Here is a 23,869-nt window from a genome sequence, read left to right as displayed (position 1 = left end):
ATCAGATGACATGAAAAAGGTGATATCAGTTTGGTTTTTCTGTCACGTGCAAATGGTAACCTTCGCCGGTTCGTCCGTCCTTCTGCGACTTAACGTCGCGCCTTCAAGGAGCTTCACCCGAAAAAACGGTCATGCCTGCGTGCATAAAGGCCGAGGGTGAGCAGTGGCTGGCGAACCATACTAATAATTGGGGGATACACAATGAGCACGAGCATCACGGCGGACGGCCTTCGCGCCGACCAGCCTGCGTTCCTGTCCAAGGAACGCATCATCGCCAAGCCCGGTTTCAACCGTTGGCTGGTTCCACCGGCCGCTCTGGCCATCCACCTGTGCATCGGCATGGCCTACGGTTTCTCGGTGTTCTGGCTGCCGTTGTCCAAGGCACTGGGCGTCACCGCGCCAGTGGCTTGCGCACCGGACATGAGCTTCATCGCTCAGGTCTTCTCTTCGCAATGTGACTGGCCGATCTCCATGCTCGGCTGGATCTACACCCTGTTCTTCATTTTCCTCGGCTGCTCGGCAGCGATCTGGGGTGGCTGGCTGGAACACGCCGGGCCACGCAAGGCCGGTGTGGTGTCGGCACTGTGCTGGTGCGGCGGTCTGCTGATCTCGGCACTGGGGATTTATACCCACCAGATCTGGCTGATGTGGATCGGCTCCGGCGTGATCGGCGGTATCGGTCTGGGCCTGGGCTATATCTCGCCGGTCTCGACCCTGATCAAGTGGTTCCCGGACAAGCGCGGCATGGCGACCGGCATGGCGATCATGGGCTTCGGTGGCGGCGCGATGGTCGGTGCACCGTTGGCGACTGCGCTGATGAGCCACTTCGCTTCGCCTGCCGGTGTCGGCGTGTGGCAAAGCTTCGTGGCCATGGCGGCGATCTACTTTGTGTTCATGATCGGTGGCGCCCTGGCCTACCGCGTGCCGCCAACCGGCTGGAAGCCTGAAGGCTGGACCGCTCCGGCGAAGAAAGCGTCGAACGCGATGATCACCCACCGTCACGTGCACGTGAATGTGGCGTGGAAAACCCCGCAGTTCCGTCTGGTGTGGCTGGTGCTGTGCCTGAACGTGTCGGCCGGTATCGGCATCCTCGGCATGGCCTCGCCACTGCTGCAGGAAGTGTTCGGCGGCAAGCTGCTGGGCGTCGACGTGCCGTTCGGTCAACTGGACGCCGGGCAACTGGCTTCGATCGCTGCGATCGCTGCCGGCTTCACCGGTCTGCTGAGCCTGTTCAACATCGGTGGCCGCTTCTTCTGGGCTTCGTTCTCGGACTACCTGGGTCGCAAAAACACCTACTTCGTGTTCTTCGCCCTCGGTTTTGCCCTGTACGCATTGATTCCGAACATGGGCCATCTGGGCAACGTAGCGCTGTTCGTGGCAGCGTTCTGCATCATCCTGTCGATGTACGGCGGTGGTTTTGCGACCGTTCCGGCGTATCTGGCCGACCTGTTCGGCACGCAAATGGTCGGTGCGATCCACGGTCGTCTGCTGACTGCCTGGGCCGCCGCCGGCGTGCTCGGCCCGGTGCTGGTGAACTACCTGCGTGAGTATCAGTTGAGCATCGGCGTTGAACGCGCTGCCGCTTACGACATCACCCTGTACATCCTCGCCGGCCTGCTGGTGCTGGGTTTCCTGTGCAACCTGCTGGTGCGTCCGGTGGCTGACAAGTACTTCATGACCGACGCTGAGCTGGCTGCCGAACAGGCGCTGGGCCACGACAAAGGGGCTGATGCGAGCACCGTGCTGGAGTGGAAAGCCGCACCGGGCAGCAAGCCGCTGGCAATCGCTGCATGGCTGGTGGTGGGTATTCCGTTGGCGTGGGGTGTGTGGGTGACCCTGCAGAAGACGGCGGTACTGTTTCACTAAACAAAACGTAGTACCCCTGTAGGAGTGAGCCCTGCTCGCGATAGCGGTCTGACAGTCACGGAAATGTTGGCTGTCACGCCCTCATCGCGAGCAGGCTCACTCCTACAGTTGTTTTCGGGGTGCCTGTAATGGCTTGTATGGACATGTCTACCCGCGACAGCCGGGCGTTCTATCCGTCAGGCATATCACGTCGCGTGTTTCTGTTTCGGCCCCGCGTGCCTATAATGGCTGCCTTTTTCGCCCAATGATTTTGCGGAGCTGGTGATGGCCGAACGTAAGGCGTCTGTCGAGCGCGACACTCTGGAAACCCAGATCAAAGCCTCGATCAACCTTGATGGCACCGGAAAGGCCCGATTCGATATCGGTGTTCCTTTTCTTGAGCACATGCTGGATCAGATCGCCCGTCACGGGTTGATCGACCTGGATATTGAATGCAAGGGCGATCTGCATATCGACGACCACCATACCGTGGAAGACGTCGGTATCACCCTCGGCCAGGCCTTCGCCAAAGCCATCGGCGACAAGAAAGGCATCCGTCGCTACGGTCATGCTTACGTGCCGCTCGATGAAGCGCTGTCGCGTGTGGTGATCGACTTCTCCGGCCGTCCAGGCCTGCAGATGCACGTGCCGTACACCCGCGCCACCGTGGGCGGCTTCGACGTCGACCTGTTCCAGGAATTCTTCCAGGGCTTCGTCAATCACGCGCTGGTCAGCCTGCACATCGACAACCTGCGTGGCACCAACACCCACCACCAGATCGAAACCGTGTTCAAGGCTTTCGGCCGCGCGCTGCGCATGGCCGTCGAGCTGGATGAGCGCATGGCCGGGCAAATGCCATCGACCAAAGGCGTTCTGTAATGCAGACGGTTGCAGTTATCGACTACGGCATGGGCAACCTGCACTCGGTGGCCAAGGCCCTCGAGCACGTCGGCGCCGGCAAAGTGCTGATCACCAGCGATGCGGACGTGATCCGCGAAGCCGACCGCGTGGTGTTCCCCGGCGTTGGTGCGATTCGCGATTGCATGGCGGAGATCCGTCGTCTCGGTTTCGACGCGCTGGTGCGTGAAGTCAGCCAGGATCGTCCGTTCCTCGGCATCTGCGTCGGCATGCAAGCCCTGCTCGACAGCAGCGAAGAGAACGACGGCGTCGACTGCATCGGCCTGTTCCCGGGCGCGGTGAAGTTCTTCGGCAAAGACCTGCATGAAGACGGCGAGCACCTGAAAGTCCCGCACATGGGCTGGAACGAGGTGAAGCAGAAGGTCAGTCACCCGCTGTGGCACGACATTCCGGACATGGCGCGTTTCTACTTCGTGCACAGCTATTACATCGCCGCTGCCAACGCGCGGCAGGTGGTCGGTAGCGGTCATTACGGGGTCGATTTCGCTGCCGCGCTGGCCGAAGGTTCGCGTTTCGCCGTGCAATTCCACCCGGAGAAGAGCCATACCCATGGCCTGCAATTGCTGCAGAACTTCGCCGCGTGGGACGGTCGCTGGTAAATGGTTGCCAAGAAGTCCAAGCCGCCGATCCTGACCCTCACTCCCGAACAGGAGAGTGAAGCCAACCGCAAGATCCAGCGGTTCATGGAGGATCGGTTCGAACTCGACCTGGGTTCGTTCGAGGCGGCGGAAATTCTTGAGCTGTTTACCCGCGAAATTGCTCCGCACTATTACAACAGGGCGATTTTCGATGTGCAGACCCACCTCAAAGAGCGGTTTGAAAGCATCGAAAGCGACCTGTGGGCGCTCGAGAAAAACTGATTTCCGAGCCAAGCTGAACATTCAAATTTGAAGGTTTGCCAGATGCTGATTATTCCCGCTATCGATCTCAAGGACGGTGCCTGCGTACGTCTGCGCCAGGGCCGCATGGAAGATTCCACAGTGTTCTCCGAGGACCCGGTGAGCATGGCTGCCAAGTGGGTGGAGGGCGGTTGCCGTCGTCTGCATCTGGTCGATCTGAACGGCGCATTCGAAGGTCAGCCGGTCAACGGTGAAGTGGTTACCGCGATCGCCAAGCGCTACCCGAACCTGCCGATCCAGATCGGCGGCGGCATTCGCTCGCTGGAAACCATCGAGCATTACGTCAAGGCGGGCGTGAGTTACGTGATCATCGGCACCAAAGCCGTTAAAGATCCGGCGTTCGTCGCTGAGGCCTGCCGCGCGTTCCCGGGCAAGATCATTGTCGGCCTGGATGCCAAAGACGGGTTCGTCGCCACCGACGGCTGGGCTGAAATCAGCACCGTGCAGGTCATCGACCTGGCCAAGCAGTTTGAAGCCGACGGCGTGTCTTCGATCGTTTATACCGACATCGCCAAAGACGGCATGATGCAGGGCTGCAACGTACCGTTCACCGCTGCACTGGCGGCAGCGACGAAGATCCCGGTGATCGCGTCCGGCGGTATCCACAATCTGGGTGACATCAAGTCGCTGCTCGACGCCAAGGCGCCGGGCATCATCGGTGCAATCACTGGCCGGGCGATCTACGAAGGCACCCTCGACGTCGCCGAAGCGCAAGCTTTCTGCGATGCGTACCAAGGCTGAGGACTGACCATGGCGCTGGCCAAACGCATCATCCCTTGCCTGGACGTGGACAACGGCCGGGTCGTCAAAGGTGTGAAGTTCGAGAACATCCGCGATGCCGGCGACCCGGTGGAAATCGCCCGTCGTTATGACGAGCAGGGTGCCGACGAGATTACCTTTCTCGACATCACCGCCAGCGTCGATGGCCGCGACACCACGCTGCATACCGTCGAGCGCATGGCCAGCCAGGTGTTCATCCCGTTGACCGTCGGCGGTGGCGTGCGCACCGTGCAGGACATTCGCAACCTGCTCAACGCTGGTGCGGACAAGGTTTCGATCAACACCGCAGCGGTGTTCAATCCGGAGTTTGTTGGCGAAGCGGCGCAGCATTTCGGCTCGCAGTGCATCGTCGTCGCCATCGACGCGAAGAAGGTCTCCGGCCCGGGCGAAACCCCGCGCTGGGAAATCTTCACCCACGGCGGGCGCAAGCCGACCGGCCTCGACGCGGTCGAGTGGGCGAAGAAGATGGAAGGCCTGGGTGCCGGCGAAATCCTGCTGACCAGTATGGATCAGGACGGCATGAAAAACGGCTTCGACCTCGGCGTGACTCGCGCGATCAGCGATGCGCTGGGCATTCCGGTGATCGCCTCCGGCGGCGTCGGCAACCTGCAGCATCTGGCCGACGGCATCCTTGAAGGCCACGCCAGCGCGGTGCTGGCGGCGAGTATTTTCCACTTCGGCGAATACACCGTGCAGGAAGCGAAAGCGTACATGGCCAAACGCGGCATCGTGATGCGCTAAACCGTACAGGCCAGTGGACAGCATGGCGTACCCAAGGCACTCTTGGGCACGCCATGGATTCCGGTAGCCCGACATGATCAAACGCCTGCTTCTTGTTCTCGCCAGTGCCTCTGTGTTGTTGCTCAACACGGCGCGGGCCGAAAACAGTCCCGACACCGATCTGGTGCTCCTCACCGAAAACTTTCCGCCCTACAACATGGCGAAAGACGGCAAGAATTTCGCCAAGGGCGAGAACATCAACGGCATTGCCGCCGACATCGTCCGCGAAATGTTCAAGCGCGCCGGGCTCACCTATAGCCTGACGCTGCGCTTCCCATGGGAGCGCGTCTACAAACTGGCGCTGGAAAACCCCGGTTACGGCGCCTTCGTGATGGCCCGCCTGCCGGACCGCGAAAACCTGTTCAAATGGGTCGGCCCGATCGGTCCGGACGACTGGATCATGTTGGCCAGGGCCGACAGCAAAATCACCCTCGACACCCTCAACGATGCGCGCAAATACAAGATCGGCGCCTACAAGGGCGACGCGATTGCCGAGACGCTGACCAAACAGGGCTTGAAGCCTATGGTCGTGCTGCGCGATCAGGACAACGCAAAAAAACTGGTCAACGGTCAGATCGACCTGTGGGCCACGGGTGATCCTGCCGGGCGTTATCTGGCGCGGCAGGACGGGGTCACCGGGCTCAAGACCGTGTTGCGCTTCAACAGCGCCGAGTTATATCTGGCGCTGAACAAGGACGTGTCGGACGCAACGGTCGCCAGGCTGCAGGCGGCGCTGGATCAAATGCGCAAGGACGGGGTTATCGACGAAATCATGGGGCGCTATCTGTAGCCGTCGGCAACGACTTGTCTGTTGCCTGGTGGGTGCATTCTTGCGGCGGATACTGCAGCAGACTCAGGTTATCGTTCTGGGTGTAAGCCAGATTGATCCCCGCTTGCGAGCCGTCAGCACGACGCAGCTCGTAGAAACTCTCCAGCTGATAAACCGCGACGAATTTGCCTTTGCCAGCCATCGCGATCACATGGGTAACAAATGGAGTCTGCCAGCCACTGGTTGACGTCTCGCTGTGAGTGAACTGGCTGTCCAGTCTTGCCGAGAATGGAAGTGACGGAGGAGCGTCTGCCTTCGTTGCCCACGGGCTCACAAAACTGATCGCAGTAAGTTGAGTGAACAGACGCAGCGTCTTCGGATTCTGCAGCCGCTGCGCAGTCCACTTGAAAGCCCGTGCCTCCTCGCCTGTGTTGTGTCCGCTCCCAACCAAATAGTACTGGTCGGTTCTTTCCAGGCGATAAAACGGCGTGGTGCGTAATTGCTCAATTGGCGACAAGTCATCCTTGACCACGAACCATGGCAGCTCGATGACTTGGGCGAGGGTGGCCGCTCCCTTGGTTTCTGGGGCTTGCGCTGCGGAGAGCGTTGGTAGCTGTGGCGGTGACTGGATCAGCGGCGCGATCTGCATGCTTAGTGAATAGGCACCGACATTGCCCTCTGGCCGGTTGAAACTGCTGGCCGCAACAAATGTTCCCGGTGCGAAATGAATCTCTCCCGGCGGTGCATTGGGTGGTATGACACTCCATGCACTGAAGCTCTGCTTGGCGCCGCTGCCCCTGTCATTCCAGATCAGTTCGCCAACGTCCGAGGCGACCACCAGATCGGCGCGTACACAGCGAACCGCGTTGAGTGAAGGTTTTTCGTGATCATTGGAGCAGACCGCGCCCATGGCCACATAACCTTGCGGGGCGATCGGTCGCCATACGGCCCCGTCTTTCTTCGAGCCTGAGCCGGAATCTTTCCAGATCAGCTCGAAATCGTCCGGGCGCCTTAATGCCGGGCCCCTGGCCGGATCTGCACTGGGTGCATCGCCTTCGCAAACCACAGCTACCACGGTGCTGCCGTTAATGTTGTCGTGCCCGGCGACGAACACGTCGCCGAGCGGGAAATAGCCCGGCAATACATCCGGAGCCGGAGTCGGGCGCCAGAAGGCCGCGGGTTTAGCCCGTGAGCCGGTGCTGTCCCAGATGCGGTGAAACTCCGTGGTGAAATGGATCAGCAGATTGTCGTGGCGGATCGGCTCGATTTGTCTGGATGGCGCTGCGGCCTGGTCATGAATGGTCATGGTCACTCCTGATAGTTGAACGGCGACTCAAGGGAGTCGCGACCTGTTGCAGGTCTCACTATCGGTAATCGCAACCGGTCTCTGGCGGTAACTATGTATGACGTCGTGACCAGTTATTTCCAAAAAACCGTTCCTTGCCATGGGCAGCCTTGCGCTCCTGTTTTGCCTATTGATGCAGAAGCACAAGGCCTACGTTACTGGTCAGCTCAGGGGGCGCTGTTTTCGAGCGCTTCCCATTCCAGGATGTATTCCTTCAATTCTGAGCGCTGATTGTTGGGGTCGACAGCGTAAACGCAGAGTTTGAGGGGGAAGTTGCTTTGCGGGCGTAGCCAATTGGAGGTCACATGCCTATAACCCTGCGGGTCTTCGCAACTGACTTTTTCAGCAAGGCCGCCTTTTACCTCGTATCGATCAAGACCCTCGTTCTTGCGTTCCGGCCACAGAATCAGTGCCCTGTTTATCTCTTTGTTAAACGAAGTCTCTATGGTCGGAACAGGCGTCGGGCCCGCATCAACCAGATAAGTGGGAACAGTGACGGCATTGCGATAAGTGCCTGCGGGTAATATGTCCTCAGTACTGTTTGTGGCGATGATGCAAAGGTTGCTAGGCCCGGTTTCAGGTCCCATCGGAACATTTATTCGAGTCGGCGCAGTGCCGGTGGTGATTGGCTGGCTGTAGGCTTGCGGAACTTCGCATTCGACCGGGTCCGACGTGCGTTTGGTCCGGATAAACCGGGTGCTGGCGGTTATTTCAAAGTTCCATTCTGGATAAACGTAGTTGCCCTGAGCGGTTACGCTGATCTTTGCATGCGTTGGCAGTTGGGCAGGCAGTCTGATAGAGGCTGCCGGAAATAATTCGCACACCTGCGGATCCGTATTGAGTTTGCCATCGATAAAGCAGTTGTTGAAAACCGAGGTGGGACTGCCGTAACTGCCGCTCGGCATCTGACCGTATCCAGGCAGCGGCGTCAGATGGTGAGCCAAGGTCCCAAGGACGCCATAGACCTCGTTGGTCGCTCGAACGATGACCGGACTCCCCGAGCTTCCGGAAGCAATATCTTTGCATTGGTTGCTGACGGTATGCCGCCAAACCCAGGGCTTTTCGAAAATCGCCGGGGAGGGCATGTGGGTGCAGGCTGACATTTGTAATGGAGAGCCCACGGGTTTGTGCACTATCAGAATGTCGCTATCTTCTGCCGGCGCCTGCCGGGCCAGTTTCATGGGCGTGATGCCCTGAGCCAGAAGTTCGCCCTGTGACACTCCAAGCTCCAACAGAGCCAGGTCGACACCCTGAATACTGCTCCAGGCTACTTTCTGCAGAGAAACGGTCCTGGAGGCAGCAGTCGTATCGATGAAGCTGTTGAAGGTAATGCTGGCTTCGATAGGGTCATCTAGTCGCATGACCCCGTTTTCCTTGCCCACGCAGTGGGCGCTGGTCAGTGCATAGGCGGAATCGGACGGTCGAGAGCTGTTAGTGTCGATCAGGAAGGCGGTGCAGGAACCATGCTCGCGGCTTTTGTACTCACCGATTCCCATCCAGTGGTTATTTTCGCCATCTTTGTTAGTCAGGTGTTGCGACGGTGAGAAGTTTTCAGCGCCCTTGCCGTAATCGACAGGGCTGGAACAGGCAGGAAGTGAGAAGGCCGTCAGTAATAAAAAGCTTGGGTGGATATATTTAAAGTTCATGGCCAGTCCTTGGCTAATATATGGGTGCAAGACTGGCGCAGAATAAGACAGTTAGGTTTGAGTCGGTTCTATAAGTTATTGCTGCTTATTTTGGACGTAGAGGCTTATGAGAATTTAATCAGTTGATAGCTTAACGATAAATTCCATTTTTCCCGTGTGCAGCTGTCGCTTTGTTACTCCGCACGCTGATCATCTGCTTGATATCGATCCACTCGATGCCTTGCGCCTTGAGCTTCGGCAATTCACGTTCCAGCACCGCCAGCGTCTGCGGGTAAGGGTGGCCGATCATCACGGCCGAGCCCTGCTTGCGGGCCAGGCTGATCGCCGTCTGCAGCTGGTTGAAAATGGCGGCTTCGGTGCGTTCGTCATCGAGAAACACATCGCGCGAAACACTCGCCAGATCGATCTTCTGTGCTTGCCGCGCCGCCACGGTTTGCGCACTGGTGCGGCTGTCGACGAAGAACTTGTGCCGACGCTGCAACTCGCCCATCAGCCACGCCATCGCCACCGGCTGGGCGGTCATGCGACTGCCCATGTGGTTGTTGATGCCCGCCGTGTAGGGGACCATTTTGAACGCGGCGTCGAGGCGCTTTTGCAGCTCTTCGAGCGGCAGTTCGGGGTGCCAGGCGTACGGACCGGTGGCCGGATCCATCGGCATGTGCAGGATCACGATCTTGCCGGCGCGATGGGCTTCGCGGGCGAATTCGGTGGCGTGCGGGGTGTCGGGCATGATCGCCGTGGTCACTGGGCCGGGCAGAGCCAGCACACGGCGATCCCGGGGCAGGTTCTGCCCCAGGTCGTCGATGATCAGCGTCAGGTAGGCTTTTGGCGGTGGCGTCCTGGCGGGTTCTGCGTGAGCAGCACCCGCCAGATAGCACAGCAGGACGAAGAGCAAACGCAAAGACATCCTCAACGGCCGGACGTGATGCTCAAGCCCTTAAGCAGGCTCAGGGCCTGGGCCAACTGGTAATCGTCATCCTGCGGCATGGCCTTGGCCTTGGTGCCGGAACCGGTCGGCTTGTCTGCGCCGCCGTTGCCGTTGCCCAAGTGACCTTGCAGGTCGGCTTCCTTGAAGTAGTCGCCGTCCGCTTCGTTGGTGATCTTGGCCTTGCGCACTTCGATGTCCGGGACGATGCCCTGGGCCTGGATCGAGCGGCCGTTCGGCGTGAAGTACAGTGCCGTGGTGATCTTCAGCGCGCGGTCGTTGTTCAGCGGCAGCACGGTTTGCACCGAGCCCTTGCCGAAACTGGTGGTGCCCATGACTACCGCGCGTTTCTGATCCTGCAGGGCGCCGGCGACGATTTCCGAAGCGGAGGCGCTGCCACCGTTGATCAGCACGACCATCGGCACCGCTTCGCTTTCGTCTTTGCCGGTGGCGGAGAAGCGCAGTTCGGAGTTGGCGATCCGGCCTTTGGTATAGACGATCAGGCCTTTCTTGATGAAGTGGTCGACCACTTCCACTGCCGCCTGCAACACGCCGCCCGGGTTGTTGCGCAGGTCGAGGATGATGCCGTTGAGCTTTTTGCCGTTGTCCTTGCGCAGCTTGGCCAGGGCCTTGGAGACCTCTTCGCCGGTCTTGACCTGGAACTGGGTGATGCGGATGTAGCCGTAGCCCGATTCCAGCAGCTGCGCCTTGACGCTCTTCACCTGAATCACGGCGCGGGCCAGGGTCACATCGAACGGCGTGCCACCGTCGCGCACCAGGGTCAGGGTGATCTTCTGGCCGATCTTGCCGCGCATCTTGTCCACGGCTTCGGTCATGGTCTGGCCGCGAGTTGGCGCACCGTTGATCTTGACGATGAAGTCACCGGCCTGGATGCCAGCCTTCGACGCCGGGGTGTCGTCGATCGGCGAGACGACCTTGATGAAACCGTCTTCGGAGCCGACTTCGATGCCCAGGCCGCCGAATTCGCCGCTGGTGCTTTCCTGCAGTTCGGTGAAGTCTTCAGGGCCGAGATACGCGGAGTGCGGATCGAGGTTGCTGAGCATGCCCTTGATCGCGTTTTCCAGCAGAGTCTTGTCATCCACCGGCTCGACATACGCCGCCTTGATCCGGTCCATGACCTCGGCAAAGGTGCGCAACTCTTCCAGCGGCAACGGGGCCTTGGCGGTCGCGGCAGTGCCTGCCGGGGCGACGGCCGGGGCCGGTTGAGCGGCGAACGCCAGAGGCGCGCCGATCACCAGGGCGATCGTCAGGGCCAGCGAGGTAAGGCGGGACAAATGCAGCATGTCGAACGAACTCCTGAATTAGGCGACGCGCTTATCCTTGCGCGTGACACCATTGCGCCGGATCACTCGGGTGACCCTGCTGACGAATTGCGAAATACAGTGCTGGTGTGTCCTGACCGCCACTGTTACCCACAGTGGAGATCGACTCACCGGCTTTTACCACGTCACCGGCCGACTTGAGCAGTGTCTGGTTGTGACCGTAAAGACTCAGATAACCATTGCCGTGATCAAGGATCACCAGCAGCCCGGCACCACGCAACCAGTCGGCAAACACCACGCGCCCGCCGTGCACGGCATGCACCTGGCTGCCGGCGGCGGCGCTGATCATCACGCCATCCCACTTGGTACGGGCATCGTCGCCACGGCTTTCGCCGAAGCGTGCCAGCAATCGACCATCAACCGGCCACGGAAGTTTTCCCCGGGTTGCAGCAAAAGGGCCACCGAAGGTCTCGCCGCTGCTGGACACCAGCGCGCCGGGGGTTGATTTGACTGGTTTTCGTGGGGCGTCGCTGTTGTCAGCCTGCGCCTCACGCAAACGCTTTTTTTCCGCTTCCTGCTGGGCGATCAGCGCTTTCTGTCGCGCTTCTTCTGCCTCACGGGCCTGGCGGGCCAGGGTTTCTTCAATGGTTTTAAGGACTTTAGACAGGTCTGCCTGATCCTGCTCGCGGGCGGCCAGTTTCTGGTCGCGGGCCTTTACGTCATCGTTGAGCTTGGCGAGGACTTGCTGGCGCTCCTTGCGGACCTTTTCCAGTTCGTCGCGCTGGGTGTCGAGGCTGCTTTTCTGTACCAGCAATTGCGCCTGCTGCATGGCGATGTCTTTTTCGACATTGGCCAGTTGGCGCAGGGTTTCGTTGAAGTTCTTCAACTGCTCCAGGCGGGCCTGGCTCAGGTAATCGTAATAGGTGAGGGTGCGGGCGAACTTCTCGGGATTCTGCTGGTTGAGCAGCAGCTTGAGGTATTCCTGACGGCCGTTCTGGTAGGCCGCGCGGGCCTGGATGGCAATCAGTCGCTGCTGTTCAGTGCGCGCGCTCTGGAGTTTTTTTTTCTCCGCATCGAGTCGTTGCAGCTCGGATTCGCTTTTCTTCAGCTCTTTCTGCAGGGCATCGACCTGCTTCTCGAGCTTGCCCATCTCGGTTTCAGTGCCCTTGAGCTCTTTCTGCACACCGGATTTTTCTTCCTGCAGCTTGCCCAGCAGCTTTTTCAGCTCGGCAATGTCCTGACGCGTGGCATCCAACTGCTGTTGGGTTTGCGCGCGCTCGTCAGCGAAGGCCGGTTGGAGCAGGCAGGTCAGAGCGAGGGCGATCAGGACGCGGAGCATAGAGGCGGGCGGCACCAGGGTAATGGACGGCCTAGTATGCCCGCCCGAGGCTGCAAAAAAAACGCCCAATTGGGCTTGTGTGATAACTGGCTGGAGATGCAGCATCAAATAATCTTTGAAACAACCATACACAAATGTAGGAGTGAGCCTGCTCGCGATGGCGTTCTCACATTCAACAGAGTAGTTGACTGTCAGATTGCTATCGCGAGCAGGCTCACTCCTACAGGGTTTTGCGGCGTTTTATGGATTCGTTCAGACCAGAATCGAGGTACCAGTCATCTCCGCCGGTTTTTCCAGGCCCAGCAGCATCAGCATGGTCGGCGCGACGTCCGCTAATACGCCGCCTTCACGGACCTTGAGGTCACGCTTGCCGACATAAATGAACGGCACCGGCTCGGTGGTGTGCGCGGTGTGCGCCTGATGGGTTTCTTCATCGGCCATTTTTTCGACGTTGCCGTGGTCGGCGGTGATCAACGCTTCGCCGCCCACCTTTTCCAGCGCCTCGACGATGCGCCCGACGCAGGTGTCCAGGCATTCCACGGCTTTTACCGCAGCGTCGAACACGCCGCTGTGGCCGACCATGTCGCCGTTGGCGTAGTTGACCACGATCACGTCGTAACGCTGATGCTCGATGGCGTCGACGATGCGGTCGGTGACCTCGGGTGCGCTCATTTCCGGTTGCAGGTCGTAGGTGGCGACTTTCGGCGAAGGGATCAGGATGCGCTCTTCACCCGGGAACGGCTCTTCGCGGCCGCCGGAGAAGAAGAAGGTCACGTGCGCGTATTTTTCGGTTTCGGCGATGCGCAGCTGAGTCTTGCCGTTTTTTGCCAGGTAGTCGCCAAGCACGTTTTCCAGGCTGCCCGGAGCAAAGGCTGCAGGGGCCGGGATGCTGGCGGCGTATTGGGTCAAGCCCACGTACTGCACTTTTGGCTGGCGCGCGCGCTCGAATTCCTTGAAATCGTCTTCGACAAATACGCGGCTCAGCTCGCGGGCACGGTCGGCGCGGAAGTTCATGAACACCACGGCGTCGCCGTCTTCGACCTTGACCGGCTCGCCGATGGTGGTGGCTTTGACGAATTCGTCGCTCTCGCCACGGGCGTAGGCGGCGTCGAGGCCTTCCTGAGCGGTGGCGGCGTTGAATTCGGCGTTGCCGTCAACGATCAGGTTGTAGGCCTGAGATACGCGGTCCCAACGGTTGTCACGGTCCATCGCGAAGTAGCGACCGATGAGGCTGGCGATGCGGCCCTTGCCGAGCGCCTGGAAGGTCGCGTCGAGCAGTTCGATTGACGACGCGGCGCTTTTCGGTGGCGTGTCGCGACCGTCGAGGAAGGCGTGCAGGTAGATTTTCTCGGCGCCGCGCTTGAAGGCCAGTTCGGCCATGGCGATCAGGTGATCCTGGTGGCTGTGCACGCCGCCATCGGACAGCAGACCCATGAAATGCACGGCTTTGCCGGCGGCCACGGCTTTATCCACGGCGGCGCAGATGGTCGGGTTTTCGAAAAACTCGCCGTCGCGGATCGCTTTGGTCACGCGGGTGAAGTCCTGATACACCACGCGCCCGGCGCCGAGGTTCATGTGGCCGACTTCGGAGTTGCCCATCTGACCGTCTGGCAGACCAACGTCCATGCCGCTGCCCGAGATCAGGCCGTTCGGCACCGTGGCCCACAGACGATCGAGCACAGGCTTCTTCGCCGCATACACGGCATTGGATTCGTGGCTGTCACTGTGACCGAAGCCGTCGAGAATCATCAGGACCAAAGGTTTAGGCGTGGTAGTCATGGAATCCACTCGTGGCTAATAAAGAAGAGGGCGTTGAAAAAGGGAGTGGCGAGTTTAATGCTTAGTTCCGACCACGTCACCGCCGGACGGGGTTTGGCCCACCATAGTGGCTGTGTATACTGGCCGACATTTTAACGCCCTGGAACCTCCTTCGATGGTTGCTCACCTGATTGAATTTGCCACTAACCACTACATTCTTGTCGGTATCTTCGTCGTATTGCTGGCTTTGCTGCTGGCGCACACGATGCAGGGCGGCGGTAAAAGCCTGAGCACCGGCGAACTGACCGCACTGGTCAACAAGGACGCAGGCGTGGTGGTGGACATCCGTCCGGCGAAAGATTACGCCGCCGGCCATATCGTTGGCGCGATCAACATTCCTCAAGACAAACTGGCTGCGCGTACCGGCGAGCTGGAAAAGCACAAGGCCAAGACCATCATTCTGGTGGACGCCCTGGGCCAGACCGCTGGCACCCACGCTCGCGAGCTGATGAAGTCCGGCTTCACTGCCGCCAAGCTGTCCGGCGGGATCTCCAGCTGGAAAGGCGACAACCTGCCGCTGGTGAAGTGATATGAGCGAAGTCATCGTCTACTCCAGCGATTACTGCCCTTACTGCATGCGAGCCAAGCAATTGCTCGCGAACAAAGGTGTGGCCTTCGAAGAGATCAAGGTCGATGGCAAGCCGCAGATTCGTGCTGCCATGAGCCAGAAGGCCGGACGCACGTCCGTGCCGCAGATCTGGATCGGCGAAAAGCACATCGGCGGTTGTGATGATTTGTATGCCCTGGAGCGCGCCGGCAAGCTCGACGCGCTGCTCAAGGCCTGAACGGCTGCACCCACGTACAGCACTCCCTAAAAGACCCAAGATCAGAAAGGATCTGAGATGACTGACCAACAGAACACTGCAGCCAGCGAAGAAGAAACCGCACCGCAATTCTCCTTGCAGCGCATCTACGTACGCGATCTGTCCTTCGAAGCCCCGAAAAGCCCGGCGATCTTCCGCCAGCAGTGGGACCCGACCGTCGGCCTGGACCTGAACACCCGTCAGAAAGAACTGGAAGGTGATTTCTACGAAGTGGTACTGACCCTGTCCGTGACCGTGAAAAACGGCGACGAAGTGGCTTTCATCGCTGAAGTGCAACAGGCCGGTATCTTCCTGATCAAGAACCTCGACGCGGCTTCGATGAGCCACACTCTGGGTGCGTTCTGCCCGAACATCCTGTTCCCGTACGCGCGCGAAACCCTGGACAGCCTGGTGACTCGTGGTTCGTTCCCGGCCCTGATGCTGGCGCCGGTGAATTTCGACGCCCTGTACGCGCAAGAGCTGCAGCGCATGCAGGAAGCTGGCGAGACGCCGACCGTTCAGTAAGTATCTGAGCGACGACGCAAGTCCAATGTGGGAGCGGGCTTGCTCGCGAAAGCGCAGTGTCAGGCGACATCAATGTCATCTGATCCGACGCCTTCGCGAGCAAGCCCGCTCCCACATTTGTTATCCGGTGTTATTTGAAGTCGTTCTGCCGCCACGCTTCGTACACGGCCACCGCCACGGTGTTGGACAGGTTCAGGCTGCGGCAGCCTTCACGCATCGGCAGGCGCAGGCGCTGTTCGGCGGGCAGGGCGTCGAGCACTTCCGCCGGCAGGCCACGGCTTTCCGGGCCGAAGATGAACGCATCGCCCGGGACGAACGCGGCGTCGTGAAACGGCCGCGAGCCCTTGGTGGTGAACGCGAACAGCCTTGGGTTGCCGAGGCTTTCCAGGCAACTGGCGAGGTCGGCGTGGCGCTGCAACGTGGCATATTCGTGGTAGTCGAGACCGGCCCGGCGCAAGCGCTTGTCGTCCATCTCGAAACCCAGCGGTTCGATCAAATGCAGGTGGCAGCCGCTGTTGGCGCACAGCCTGATAACGTTGCCGGTGTTCGGCGGAATTTCTGGTTGAAAAAGGATGACGTGAAACATGCACGGCTCCGAAGGTAAAGATGACGCGCATTCTACGCCGCAAGCCGACCCGCGTTCGAAACTATTCCCGCGGGTGATCGGTTCGCTGGCGATTGTCGGCTTGATGGTCGGCTTGATGATCGGTCGCCTGACCACGCCGGACCCCAGCGTGCTGCAGCAGGTCGACGTGACCGGTGACGGACTGGTGGTGTGGTTCAACAACGAACCGAAGCTGCACGGTGAAATCATCGATGGCACCGTGGCCCTGTTGGTTCAGGCAGAGGGCAAGGCGCAAAAGGGTCAGCTCAAGCTCAACGGCAAGGACGTGAACTGGCGAACGCGCGTGAGTGACGGTGGGTTGTTGCTGACGGTGCTGGCGGCGCGGCCGCTGCAAGGGGAGTGGGCCGGCAGCAAGGTCGATGACCGCTGGCGGCTGGAGATCCATCTCCGGGAGCAATAAAAGCGGGAATCCCCGGCCTGCCTGTACCAGGGTTCCCAAAACGGGGTGGACTTCGCTGAGAGCGTCGGTCCGGTGTAAAGAGGGAACCCCCGGCCTGCCTGTACCAAGGATCCCAAAAGGGTGGGTTCACCGCGTAGCGGTTTGAACCCGGTGTAAAGAGGGGAATCCCCGGCCTGCCTGTACCAAGGTCCCCGAAACGGGTGGTGAATCGAATCACCTGTGAGGGTTATTGCAGGCGGCGTGCCAGTTTTAGTATTTGGAAACAGAAAAATCCCTCAAATGCACCAAAGCCCCGAAAATCGGGGCTTTGGTGTTTTTACTGGCTGGGTTTTTCAGTCTTGCCTGGATGGTTTTTGCACAGGTTGCGATGCCCGATCACGGGTCAAAGTGCATTAGGTTGGTGCACGGCGGGACCACTGTGGGAGCGGGCTTGCTGGCGAAGGCGTCGCGTCAGTCACTGATACGTTTCATGAATAGCGCTTTCGTGAGCAAGCCCACTCTCACAGAGGGCGTGGTTGATCAGCCCTCATCCCCCTCATCATCATCCCCACCGTCCACTTTCATCCCCAATTCCTTGATCTTGCGCGTCAGGGTATTACGCCCCCAGCCGAGCAATACCGCCGCATCACGACGGCGACCGGCCGTGTGCTTCAGTGCAGTCTCGATCATGATCCGCTCGAACGCCGGCACCGCGCTGTCGAGCAGGCTCGACTGGCCACGGGCCAACGCCTGATCGGCCCACTGGCGCAGTGCTTGCTCCCAGTTGGTCACTGGCGCCGAGTCCTGCGGCAGGCTCAGCAGTTCCGGTGGCAGGTCACTGATGTGCACTTCGCGTCCGGAGGCCATCACGGTGATCCAGCGGCAGGTGTTCTCCAGCTGCCGCACGTTGCCCGGCCATGGCAGGTTCTTCAGGTATTCCTCGGTCTCGCTTTTCAGCAGCTTCGGCTCCACCGCCAGTTCTTGCGCAGCGCGGCTGAGGAAGTGCTTGGCCAGGGTCGGGATGTCTTCGCGACGGTCCGACAGGCGTGGAATGTGGATGCGGATCACGTTGAGGCGGTGGAACAAGTCCTCACGGAATTTCCCGGCGTGCACCAGGGTTTCCAGATTCTGGTGAGTCGCGGCAATGATCCGCACATCGACCTTGACCGGCACATGGCCGCCGACGCGATAGAACTCGCCGTCGGCCAGCACCCGCAGCAAACGGGTCTGGGTGTCCGCCGGCATGTCGCCGATTTCGTCGAGGAACAGCGTGCCGCCGTCAGCCTGCTCGAAGCGCCCGCGACGCAGGTTGGCCGCGCCGGTGAATGCGCCTTTTTCGTGGCCGAACAGCTCGGATTCCATCAGGTCCTTGGGGATCGCCGCCATGTTCAGCGCGATGAACGGCGAGGCCGCGCGCGGGCTGTGGCGGTGCAGGGCGTGGGCCACCAGTTCTTTACCGGTACCGGATTCGCCGTTGATCAGCACGGTGATGTTGGAGTGGCTCAAGCGGCCGATGGCGCGAAACACCTCCTGCATCGCCGGCGCTTCGCCGATGATTTCCGGGGTGCGGGTCAGCGCCGGCACCACTTCCAGGCCTTGCTGCTCTTGCGCATGCTGATTGGCGCGCTTGACCAGCGATACCGCCTCGTCAACGTCGAATGGCTTCGGCAAGTATTCGAAAGCACCGCCCTGATAGGAGGCCACTGCGCTGTCGAGGTCGGAGTGCGCGGTCATGATGATCACTGGCAACCGTGGGTGCTGTTCGCGGATGCGTGCCAGCAGGTCGAGGCCACTGGCGCCCGGCATGCGGATGTCGGAAATGATCACATCAGGCTGCTGACGGGCCAGACGACTCATCACGCCATCGGCGCTGTCGAAGCTCTGCGTGGTCATGCCTTCCTGCTGCAAGGCTTTTTCCAGAACCCAACGGATAGAACGGTCGTCATCGACGATCCACACGGTTTCACTACGGCTCATGTCGATGTGGCTCCTTGTTCCAGTGGCAGAAAGATCGAGAACGTGGTGTGGCCGGGGTGGCTGTCACACTCGATCAGGCCCTGGTGCTGGCTGATGATGTTCTGGGTGATGGCCAGGCCCAGCCCGGTACCGTCCGGGCGGCCGCTGACCATGGGAAAGAAGATGGTTTCCTGAAGTTCTGCAGGGATCCCCGGGCCGTTGTCGATGATCTCGATTTTGGTCACCAGGCGATGGCGGACGTGGCCGATGGTGAACTGGCGCATGGTCCGGGTGCGCAGGCTGATGCGGCCCAGACGCAGCTCGTTCTGGCTGCTGATCGCCTGCATCGCGTTGCGCACGATGTTCAGTACGGCCTGAATCATTTGTTCGCGGTCGATCAATACGTCGGGAATGCTCGGGTCGTAGTCGCGCACCAAGGTGATGCAACCCTGGCTTTCCGCTTCGACCAGTTGGCAGACGCGCTCCAGCACTTCGTGGACGTTGCACAGCGCCAGCGACGGCAGCTTGTTCGAGCCGAGCATGCGGTCGACCAGATTGCGCAGGCGGTCGGCCTCTTCAATGATCACGTTGGTGTAGTCGCGCAGGCTGTCTTCCGGCAGTTCGCGGGCCAGCAACTGCGCGGCGCCCCGGATGCCGCCGAGCGGGTTCTTGATCTCGTGAGCGAGACCACGCACCAGCATCTTGCTGGTTTCCTGCTTGGACAGTTGCGCCTCTTCCTTGGTGATCCGCAGTAGGCGATCACGTGGGTGCACCTCAAGCAGAAGCATGGTCGCGCCGTTGCTGAGGATCGGTGTCACTGCGTAGTCCACGGTCAGAGTCTGGCCGGTGAGGGCGGTGAGCATCGCTTCGCGCTTGGTGAAAGGGTGTGCCTGTTCGACCGCCTGACGCAGCGAGTTGAGCGCCTCGGTGGACTCGGTGAACAACTCGCTGATGAACTGCCCATGGCTGCGCTGACCGCTGATGGCCAGCAGCATCTCGGCCGCCGGGTTCATGTATTCGAGGCGCAGTTCGGCGTCGAGCAGGATGGTGGCGGTGGTCAGGTTGTCGAGCAGCAAACGGTGGATTGCGTCGCTAATAGTCATCGGAGCCTCTTTTGGGGGCGGAGCGTGCGCAAGAAGCAGGCGTCGTTAAACGGAAAATGCAAAAAACAAACCAAGGCTCCGAAAAGAAGCGTTCAACCCGTGAAACAGGCGTTTGACGCTCGTTTGAGTGGCAGGGTGCCAGCTCGAACGGGAAGTTTCGAACCAAAATGGGTTGGAATCTGGGTACGGTGCAGCCTATTGCACCAATATAGTGCGTAAAGCTGAATGGCGTTAGAAGAAGCGCAGGAAGGGGTTTTTTTCTTCGGCGGGTTTGTCTTTCAGCGGACATTCCGGGCGCACGCCGTAGTCCTCGCTGACGCAGGGTTTGACCTGGCGTTTCTGCGCCAGCGAGATGCGCAGCATGTGGAATGGCTGGTTGGCGGTGCGCTCGACAGTGCGACCCTGCTCATCAAGGATTTCCACCGACAGGTTGTGACTGCCGCGGTCGATGTTGCTCAGCGGGAATACCGGACTAAGTCCCGGCTCGCCAGTGGCCTGGCCGTCCAGCAGCAGGCGATAGCGATGGCCCTGCTGTAAGCCAGGTTCGCTGGTGACACTGACGATCACCTCGCCCGCGCTGCTGCGAAGGGTCGCATCCGGCTCGGGGATCAGGATGCGCAGCATGTCGTAGTGAAACGGTGGTTGTTCCGCGACCTTTTTTACAGCGCTGATCGGTGCTGCAGCCGTGGGGTTGGCCGACATGCGATTGCTGGTGGCGATAGGCACGCGCTTGGCGTTGCCGCGCGGCTGGTCGGTGTAGACGCGATTGCCCTGCGCGTCGACATAGGTGAAGACCTCTGCCGAAACGGGCAGGGCGAACAGGCACAGGATCAGCCAGAAATTTCTCACGGCTTGTGCACCCGCTGTACGGTGAACACCACCGCCGGACTCTGCTGGATGATCACTTCGCCGTCGATCACCTGCACCGCGAGACGATGCTCGCCGCGATCGACATTCACCAATTGCAGGATCGGCACGTTGCTCGGCTGGCCGTAAGGTGTGTCGTCCAGCACCAGCCTTAATAGGTGCGGCGCCTGCAGGCGCGGCTTGATCAGCACATTGACAGTGAAGGTGCCGTTGTTGGCGCGCAGCGCTTCTTCGCTGGGCAGGCCGGTCAGCTCCAGCACCTCGTAGGCACTGCGTGCCGCGGGGCGTGTGTCGGTGCTTGAAGGCGCTGGCGCGCTCGGTGCCTGTGGCTCGACGCGGTTGAGTGGCGGCAACTCGACCGGCTGCGCCTGAACACCGTCCGGCGAGTGATCGCTGTAAACCGTGTTGCCATTGGCATCGGTGTACTTGTAGATCTGCGCGGCGGCGGGCGGGGCGATCAGCAGCAGGATGTAGAGAAAGGTGCGACCCATGAAATCGACCGGAAAGAAAGCGATGGGGTGCAGCATAGGCCAGGTGCGGCGGTTGGCCCAACCCGGGACATATCCGGAGATCATTCAGACGCCAAAAATCCCTGTGGGAGTGGGCTTGCTCGCGAAGGCGGTGGGTCATTGACAGGGATGGCGACTGATACGCCGCCTTCGCGAGCAAGCCCACTCCCACAGGGGTTTTGCGTAGTTTCATAAATCGTGGGCAATAAAAAGGCCTCCCGAAGGAGGCCTCTTTTTGTCACGCCGCGTGGCGCGGCGCTACCGGATCAGCAGCTGTAGTAAAGCTCATATTCCAGTGGGTGTACGAAGGTGCGGACCTTGATTTCTTCTTCGGATTTCAGCGCGATGTAAGCGTCGATGAAGTCGTCGGAGAACACGCCGCCCTTGGTCAGGAACGCACGGCCCTTGTCCAGCTCTTCCAGGGCTTCTTTCAGGCTGCCGCAAACTTGCGGGATCTCTTTCGCCTCTTCAGGCGGCAGGTCGTACAGGTTTTTGTCAGCGGCATCGCCTGGGTGGATCTTGTTCTGGATACCGTCCAGGCCGGCCATCAGCAGTGCTGCGAAAGCCAGGTACGGGTTGGCAGCCGGATCCGGGAAGCGGGCTTCGATACGACGGCCGCGTGGGCTGTTGACGTAAGGAATACGGATCGAGGCGGAACGGTTGCGCGCCGAGTAGGCCAGCATTACCGGAGCTTCGAAACCTGGCACCAGACGCTTGTAGGAGTTGGTGGCCGGGTTGGTGAAGCCGTTCAGGGCCTTACCGTGCTTGATGATACCGCCGATGAAGTACAGGGCGGTTTCGGACAGGCCGGCATAGCCTTCGCCCGCGAAGGTGTTCTTGCCGTCTTTGGCGATGGACATGTGCACGTGCATGCCCGAGCCGTTGTCGCCGTACAGTGGCTTCGGCATGAAGGTCGCGGTGCGGCCGTAAGCGTCGGCAACGTTGTGCACAACGTATTTCAGAGTCTGAACTTCGTCAGCTTTCTTCACCAGGGTGTTGAACTTGACACCGATTTCGTTCTGACCGGCAGTCGCCACTTCGTGGTGGTGAACTTCAACGGTCTGGCCCATCTCTTCCAGTGCGTTGCACATGGCAGTACGGATTTCGTGGTCGTGGTCGAACGGCGGAACCGGGAAATAGCCGCCTTTGATACCAGGACGGTGGCCTTTGTTGCCGCCTTCGATGTCCTGGTCGGACATCCACGAGCCTTGTTCGGAGTAGATCTTGAACATCGAGCCGGAGATGTCCGACTTGAACTTCACTTCGTCGAAGATGAAGAATTCTGGTTCTGGGCCAGCGAAGACGGTGTCACCGATACCGGTGGTCTTCAGGTATTCCTCGGCGCGGTGAGCGATGGCGCGCGGGTCGCGATCGTAACCTTGCATGGTCGACGGTTCGATGATGTCGCAAACCAGGATCAGGGTTGCGTCTTCGGTGAACGGGTCGAGAACGGCAGTATCGTCGTCCGGCAGCAGGATCATGTCGGAGGCTTCGATGCCTTTCCAGCCAGCGATGGAGGAACCGTCGAACATCTTGCCGACTTCGAAGAAGTCGTCTTCCAGCGCATCGCGAGCCGGCATGGTCACGTGGTGCTGAGTGCCTTTGGTGTCCGTGAAGCGCAGATCAATCCACTTGACGTCATGATCTTTGATGAGTTGAACCGACTTCGACATAGTGTCCTCCGGGTGGCTTAGGGCTTGGTAGTGGATGCCCTTAATAGGGGTGATGCCGGCGCAGATACTCTGCCAAGGCAACCTGCCTCACAAGGGAGCAAATTGCATGCCAGTGCCCCAGCATGGGTTTTTTGCCCCAATTTCACGCTTTGAGCACCGCAAAGTGCCATAAGGGTGAAAATCTCGCCCCTTAATGTAGCGCTTCAAATCAGAAATGACCCGTTTTGGTGCAAGTGAAACCTTCTGCATATTAACTGGTTAAACCTTGAGCAATTTCCGCTATAATCCGCGCCCCCCCTTTTTCGGCTGGCCCTGCGCGCGCTGTTTTCATGAAACTAATCGTAAAAGTCTTCCCCGAGATCACCATCAAAAGCCGCCCTGTCCGGATGCGTTTCATCCGCCAGCTGGCCAAGAACATCCGCGCCGTGCTCCGCGATCTGGACCCGGCCGTGGTGGTGAACGGTGTGTGGGACAATCTCGAGCTGGAAACCCGCGTTACCGACCCTAAAGCCTTGAAAGAGATGGGTGAGCGCCTGGTCTGCACCCCGGGTGTCGCGCATTTTCTGCAGATCGACGAGTACCCGCTGGGCGACTTCGACGACATCACCGAGAAGTGCAAACAGCACTACGGCGATGTACTGGCCGGGAAGATTTTCTCGGTGCGCTGCAAGCGTGCAGGCAAGCACCCGTTCAGCTCGATGGACGTCGAAAAATACGTCGGCAGCAAGCTGCGTCGTGAGTGCGGTGCGGCCGGAATCGACCTCAAAGACCCGGAAATCGAAGTTCGCATCGAAGTTCGCGACCAACGGTTGTTTGTCATCCACAGCCAGCACAACGGCATCGGCGGTTACCCGCTCGGCGCCCTGGAGCAGACGCTGGTACTGATGTCCGGCGGCTTTGACTCGACGGTTGCCGCGTACCAGATCATGCGCCGCGGCCTGATGGCGCATTTCTGCTTCTTCAATCTGGGCGGTCGTGCCCACGAATTGGGCGTGATGGAAGTCGCGCATTTCATCTGGAAGAAGTACGGCAGCTCACAACGCGTGCTATTTGTCAGTGTTCCGTTCGAAGAAGTGTTGGGC

24 protein-coding genes are annotated in these 23,869 nt (G+C 59.9%); 12 read left to right on the top strand and 12 right to left on the bottom strand.

Going from position 1 to position 23,869, the window contains the following annotated elements:
* Nucleotides 1-201 precede the first annotated feature (201 nt).
* The 7 genes from AC3WMV_RS25880 to AC3WMV_RS25850 all read left to right on the top strand — a co-directional run bounded on the left by AC3WMV_RS25880 (nucleotide 202) and on the right by AC3WMV_RS25850 (nucleotide 6,012).
* Complete coding sequence (locus AC3WMV_RS25880; RefSeq protein WP_103368307.1) at nucleotides 202-1,866, top strand: OFA family MFS transporter; 1,665 nt, start codon at nucleotides 202-204, stop codon at nucleotides 1,864-1,866.
* A 264-nt stretch (nucleotides 1,867-2,130) separates the two neighbouring features.
* A complete protein-coding gene (gene hisB / locus AC3WMV_RS25875) occupies nucleotides 2,131-2,724 on the top strand; it encodes an imidazoleglycerol-phosphate dehydratase HisB (protein ID WP_007909204.1) in 594 nt (197 codons plus the stop codon).
* Entirely contained in the window at nucleotides 2,724-3,362 is a 639-nt protein-coding gene (gene hisH, locus AC3WMV_RS25870; RefSeq protein ID WP_103368308.1) for an imidazole glycerol phosphate synthase subunit HisH, read from the top strand. Before hisB ends, hisH begins: the two co-directional genes overlap by 1 nt.
* On the top strand, nucleotides 3,363-3,623 hold the full coding sequence (locus AC3WMV_RS25865) for a DUF2164 domain-containing protein (protein ID WP_103368309.1): 261 nt from the start codon (nucleotides 3,363-3,365) through the stop codon (nucleotides 3,621-3,623).
* Between the two features lie 42 nt (nucleotides 3,624-3,665).
* Nucleotides 3,666-4,403, top strand: a complete 738-nt coding sequence (gene hisA, locus AC3WMV_RS25860) for a 1-(5-phosphoribosyl)-5-[(5-phosphoribosylamino)methylideneamino]imidazole-4-carboxamide isomerase (RefSeq protein ID WP_096796693.1) — start codon at nucleotides 3,666-3,668, stop codon at nucleotides 4,401-4,403.
* Between the two features lie 9 nt (nucleotides 4,404-4,412).
* Entirely contained in the window at nucleotides 4,413-5,183 is a 771-nt protein-coding gene (hisF, locus tag AC3WMV_RS25855) for an imidazole glycerol phosphate synthase subunit HisF (RefSeq protein ID WP_007909211.1), read from the top strand.
* A 73-nt stretch (nucleotides 5,184-5,256) separates the two neighbouring features.
* Complete coding sequence (locus AC3WMV_RS25850) at nucleotides 5,257-6,012, top strand: substrate-binding periplasmic protein (RefSeq protein WP_103368310.1); 756 nt, start codon at nucleotides 5,257-5,259, stop codon at nucleotides 6,010-6,012.
* On the opposite strand, the gene AC3WMV_RS25845 is transcribed toward AC3WMV_RS25850, so the two are convergent.
* From AC3WMV_RS25845 to gpmI, 6 genes are all read right to left on the bottom strand, one after another.
* Nucleotides 5,993-7,297: a Vps62-related protein gene (locus AC3WMV_RS25845; protein ID WP_103368311.1), complete on the bottom strand. Its 1,305-nt coding sequence runs from the start codon at nucleotides 7,295-7,297 to the stop codon at nucleotides 5,993-5,995. The genes AC3WMV_RS25850 and AC3WMV_RS25845 overlap by 20 nt on opposite strands.
* 206 nt (nucleotides 7,298-7,503) lie before the next feature.
* Nucleotides 7,504-8,982: a S1 family peptidase gene (locus AC3WMV_RS25840; protein ID WP_103368312.1), complete on the bottom strand. Its 1,479-nt coding sequence runs from the start codon at nucleotides 8,980-8,982 to the stop codon at nucleotides 7,504-7,506.
* 130 nt (nucleotides 8,983-9,112) lie between these two features.
* Complete coding sequence (locus AC3WMV_RS25835) at nucleotides 9,113-9,889, bottom strand: divergent polysaccharide deacetylase family protein (protein WP_097086964.1); 777 nt, start codon at nucleotides 9,887-9,889, stop codon at nucleotides 9,113-9,115.
* 2 nt (nucleotides 9,890-9,891) lie between these two features.
* Entirely contained in the window at nucleotides 9,892-11,211 is a 1,320-nt protein-coding gene (locus tag AC3WMV_RS25830; RefSeq protein ID WP_027611261.1) for a S41 family peptidase, read from the bottom strand.
* Between the two features lie 31 nt (nucleotides 11,212-11,242).
* Entirely contained in the window at nucleotides 11,243-12,529 is a 1,287-nt protein-coding gene (locus tag AC3WMV_RS25825) for a murein hydrolase activator EnvC family protein (RefSeq protein ID WP_027611262.1), read from the bottom strand.
* A 252-nt stretch (nucleotides 12,530-12,781) separates the two neighbouring features.
* On the bottom strand, nucleotides 12,782-14,308 hold the full coding sequence (gpmI, locus tag AC3WMV_RS25820; RefSeq protein WP_007961723.1) for a 2,3-bisphosphoglycerate-independent phosphoglycerate mutase: 1,527 nt from the start codon (nucleotides 14,306-14,308) through the stop codon (nucleotides 12,782-12,784).
* A gap of 154 nt (nucleotides 14,309-14,462) precedes the next feature.
* Between gpmI and AC3WMV_RS25815 the strand changes: the two genes are divergently transcribed.
* Genes AC3WMV_RS25815 through secB form a run of 3 tightly spaced genes read left to right on the top strand, consistent with a single transcriptional unit; the run spans nucleotide 14,463 to nucleotide 15,675 of the window.
* Nucleotides 14,463-14,876, top strand: a complete 414-nt coding sequence (locus AC3WMV_RS25815) for a rhodanese-like domain-containing protein (RefSeq protein ID WP_007961724.1) — start codon at nucleotides 14,463-14,465, stop codon at nucleotides 14,874-14,876.
* Between the two features lies 1 nt (nucleotide 14,877).
* A complete protein-coding gene (grxC, locus tag AC3WMV_RS25810) occupies nucleotides 14,878-15,132 on the top strand; it encodes a glutaredoxin 3 (protein ID WP_003220774.1) in 255 nt (84 codons plus the stop codon).
* Nucleotides 15,133-15,189: 57 nt separating this feature from the next.
* Nucleotides 15,190-15,675, top strand: coding sequence for a protein-export chaperone SecB (secB, locus tag AC3WMV_RS25805; RefSeq protein WP_027611264.1), 486 nt, complete (start codon nucleotides 15,190-15,192; stop codon nucleotides 15,673-15,675).
* A 130-nt stretch (nucleotides 15,676-15,805) separates the two neighbouring features.
* On the opposite strand, the gene trmL is transcribed toward secB, so the two are convergent.
* The gene (trmL, locus tag AC3WMV_RS25800) at nucleotides 15,806-16,261 is read right to left on the bottom strand and encodes a tRNA (uridine(34)/cytosine(34)/5-carboxymethylaminomethyluridine(34)-2'-O)-methyltransferase TrmL (RefSeq protein ID WP_027611265.1); all 456 of its coding nucleotides are present in this window, start codon (nucleotides 16,259-16,261) and stop codon (nucleotides 15,806-15,808) included.
* On the opposite strand from trmL, the gene AC3WMV_RS25795 reads away from it, so the two are divergent.
* On the top strand, nucleotides 16,260-16,700 hold the full coding sequence (locus tag AC3WMV_RS25795; protein WP_103368313.1) for a hypothetical protein: 441 nt from the start codon (nucleotides 16,260-16,262) through the stop codon (nucleotides 16,698-16,700). The genes trmL and AC3WMV_RS25795 overlap by 2 nt on opposite strands.
* 519 nt (nucleotides 16,701-17,219) lie before the next feature.
* On the opposite strand, the gene ntrC is transcribed toward AC3WMV_RS25795, so the two are convergent.
* The 5 genes from ntrC to glnA form a co-directional block, all read right to left on the bottom strand.
* Nucleotides 17,220-18,656: a nitrogen regulation protein NR(I) gene (ntrC, locus tag AC3WMV_RS25790; protein ID WP_007961729.1), complete on the bottom strand. Its 1,437-nt coding sequence runs from the start codon at nucleotides 18,654-18,656 to the stop codon at nucleotides 17,220-17,222.
* Nucleotides 18,653-19,738, bottom strand: a complete 1,086-nt coding sequence (gene glnL / locus AC3WMV_RS25785; protein ID WP_007961730.1) for a nitrogen regulation protein NR(II) — start codon at nucleotides 19,736-19,738, stop codon at nucleotides 18,653-18,655. The genes ntrC and glnL overlap by 4 nt, the downstream gene beginning before the upstream one ends.
* Before the next feature lie 231 nt (nucleotides 19,739-19,969).
* Nucleotides 19,970-20,587, bottom strand: a complete 618-nt coding sequence (locus AC3WMV_RS25780) for a DUF4124 domain-containing protein (protein WP_103368314.1) — start codon at nucleotides 20,585-20,587, stop codon at nucleotides 19,970-19,972.
* On the bottom strand, nucleotides 20,584-21,096 hold the full coding sequence (locus tag AC3WMV_RS25775) for a DUF4124 domain-containing protein (protein ID WP_103368326.1): 513 nt from the start codon (nucleotides 21,094-21,096) through the stop codon (nucleotides 20,584-20,586). The genes AC3WMV_RS25780 and AC3WMV_RS25775 overlap by 4 nt, the downstream gene beginning before the upstream one ends.
* A gap of 284 nt (nucleotides 21,097-21,380) precedes the next feature.
* Entirely contained in the window at nucleotides 21,381-22,787 is a 1,407-nt protein-coding gene (gene glnA / locus AC3WMV_RS25770) for a glutamate--ammonia ligase (RefSeq protein WP_003220788.1), read from the bottom strand.
* 329 nt (nucleotides 22,788-23,116) lie between these two features.
* Here glnA and AC3WMV_RS25765 point away from each other — a divergent pair.
* Nucleotides 23,117-23,869 (top strand): tRNA sulfurtransferase (locus AC3WMV_RS25765; protein ID WP_492561402.1); only part of this gene is annotated, 753 nt, incomplete at its 3' end.

It is taken from the genome of Pseudomonas sp. FW305-3-2-15-E-TSA4, assembly GCF_058787295.1.
This window is presented reverse-complemented; position numbering and strand designations above follow the sequence as displayed.

Bases quoted from the DNA above. Each gene is read 5' to 3' on its own strand.
- AC3WMV_RS25850 (WP_103368310.1), top strand. From the start codon at position 5,257: ATGATCAAACGCCTGCTTCTTGTTCTCGCCAGTGCCTCTGTGTTGTTG.
- hisA (WP_096796693.1), top strand. From the start codon at position 3,666: ATGCTGATTATTCCCGCTATCGATCTCAAGGACGGTGCCTGCGTACGT.
- AC3WMV_RS25795 (WP_103368313.1), top strand. From the start codon at position 16,260: ATGCACGGCTCCGAAGGTAAAGATGACGCGCATTCTACGCCGCAAGCC.
- hisB (WP_007909204.1), top strand. From the start codon at position 2,131: ATGGCCGAACGTAAGGCGTCTGTCGAGCGCGACACTCTGGAAACCCAG.
- AC3WMV_RS25845 (WP_103368311.1), bottom strand. From the start codon at position 7,297: ATGACCATTCATGACCAGGCCGCAGCGCCATCCAGACAAATCGAGCCG.
- AC3WMV_RS25835 (WP_097086964.1), bottom strand. From the start codon at position 9,889: ATGTCTTTGCGTTTGCTCTTCGTCCTGCTGTGCTATCTGGCGGGTGCT.
- gpmI (WP_007961723.1), bottom strand. From the start codon at position 14,308: ATGACTACCACGCCTAAACCTTTGGTCCTGATGATTCTCGACGGCTTC.
- glnL (WP_007961730.1), bottom strand. From the start codon at position 19,738: ATGACTATTAGCGACGCAATCCACCGTTTGCTGCTCGACAACCTGACC.
- hisH (WP_103368308.1), top strand. From the start codon at position 2,724: ATGCAGACGGTTGCAGTTATCGACTACGGCATGGGCAACCTGCACTCG.
- AC3WMV_RS25815 (WP_007961724.1), top strand. From the start codon at position 14,463: ATGGTTGCTCACCTGATTGAATTTGCCACTAACCACTACATTCTTGTC.
- hisF (WP_007909211.1), top strand. From the start codon at position 4,413: ATGGCGCTGGCCAAACGCATCATCCCTTGCCTGGACGTGGACAACGGC.
- trmL (WP_027611265.1), bottom strand. From the start codon at position 16,261: ATGTTTCACGTCATCCTTTTTCAACCAGAAATTCCGCCGAACACCGGC.
- AC3WMV_RS25840 (WP_103368312.1), bottom strand. From the start codon at position 8,982: ATGAACTTTAAATATATCCACCCAAGCTTTTTATTACTGACGGCCTTC.
- AC3WMV_RS25825 (WP_027611262.1), bottom strand. From the start codon at position 12,529: ATGCTCCGCGTCCTGATCGCCCTCGCTCTGACCTGCCTGCTCCAACCG.
- AC3WMV_RS25880 (WP_103368307.1), top strand. From the start codon at position 202: ATGAGCACGAGCATCACGGCGGACGGCCTTCGCGCCGACCAGCCTGCG.
- AC3WMV_RS25775 (WP_103368326.1), bottom strand. From the start codon at position 21,096: ATGGGTCGCACCTTTCTCTACATCCTGCTGCTGATCGCCCCGCCCGCC.
- grxC (WP_003220774.1), top strand. From the start codon at position 14,878: ATGAGCGAAGTCATCGTCTACTCCAGCGATTACTGCCCTTACTGCATG.
- glnA (WP_003220788.1), bottom strand. From the start codon at position 22,787: ATGTCGAAGTCGGTTCAACTCATCAAAGATCATGACGTCAAGTGGATT.
- AC3WMV_RS25865 (WP_103368309.1), top strand. From the start codon at position 3,363: ATGGTTGCCAAGAAGTCCAAGCCGCCGATCCTGACCCTCACTCCCGAA.
- AC3WMV_RS25830 (WP_027611261.1), bottom strand. From the start codon at position 11,211: ATGCTGCATTTGTCCCGCCTTACCTCGCTGGCCCTGACGATCGCCCTG.
- ntrC (WP_007961729.1), bottom strand. From the start codon at position 18,656: ATGAGCCGTAGTGAAACCGTGTGGATCGTCGATGACGACCGTTCTATC.
- secB (WP_027611264.1), top strand. From the start codon at position 15,190: ATGACTGACCAACAGAACACTGCAGCCAGCGAAGAAGAAACCGCACCG.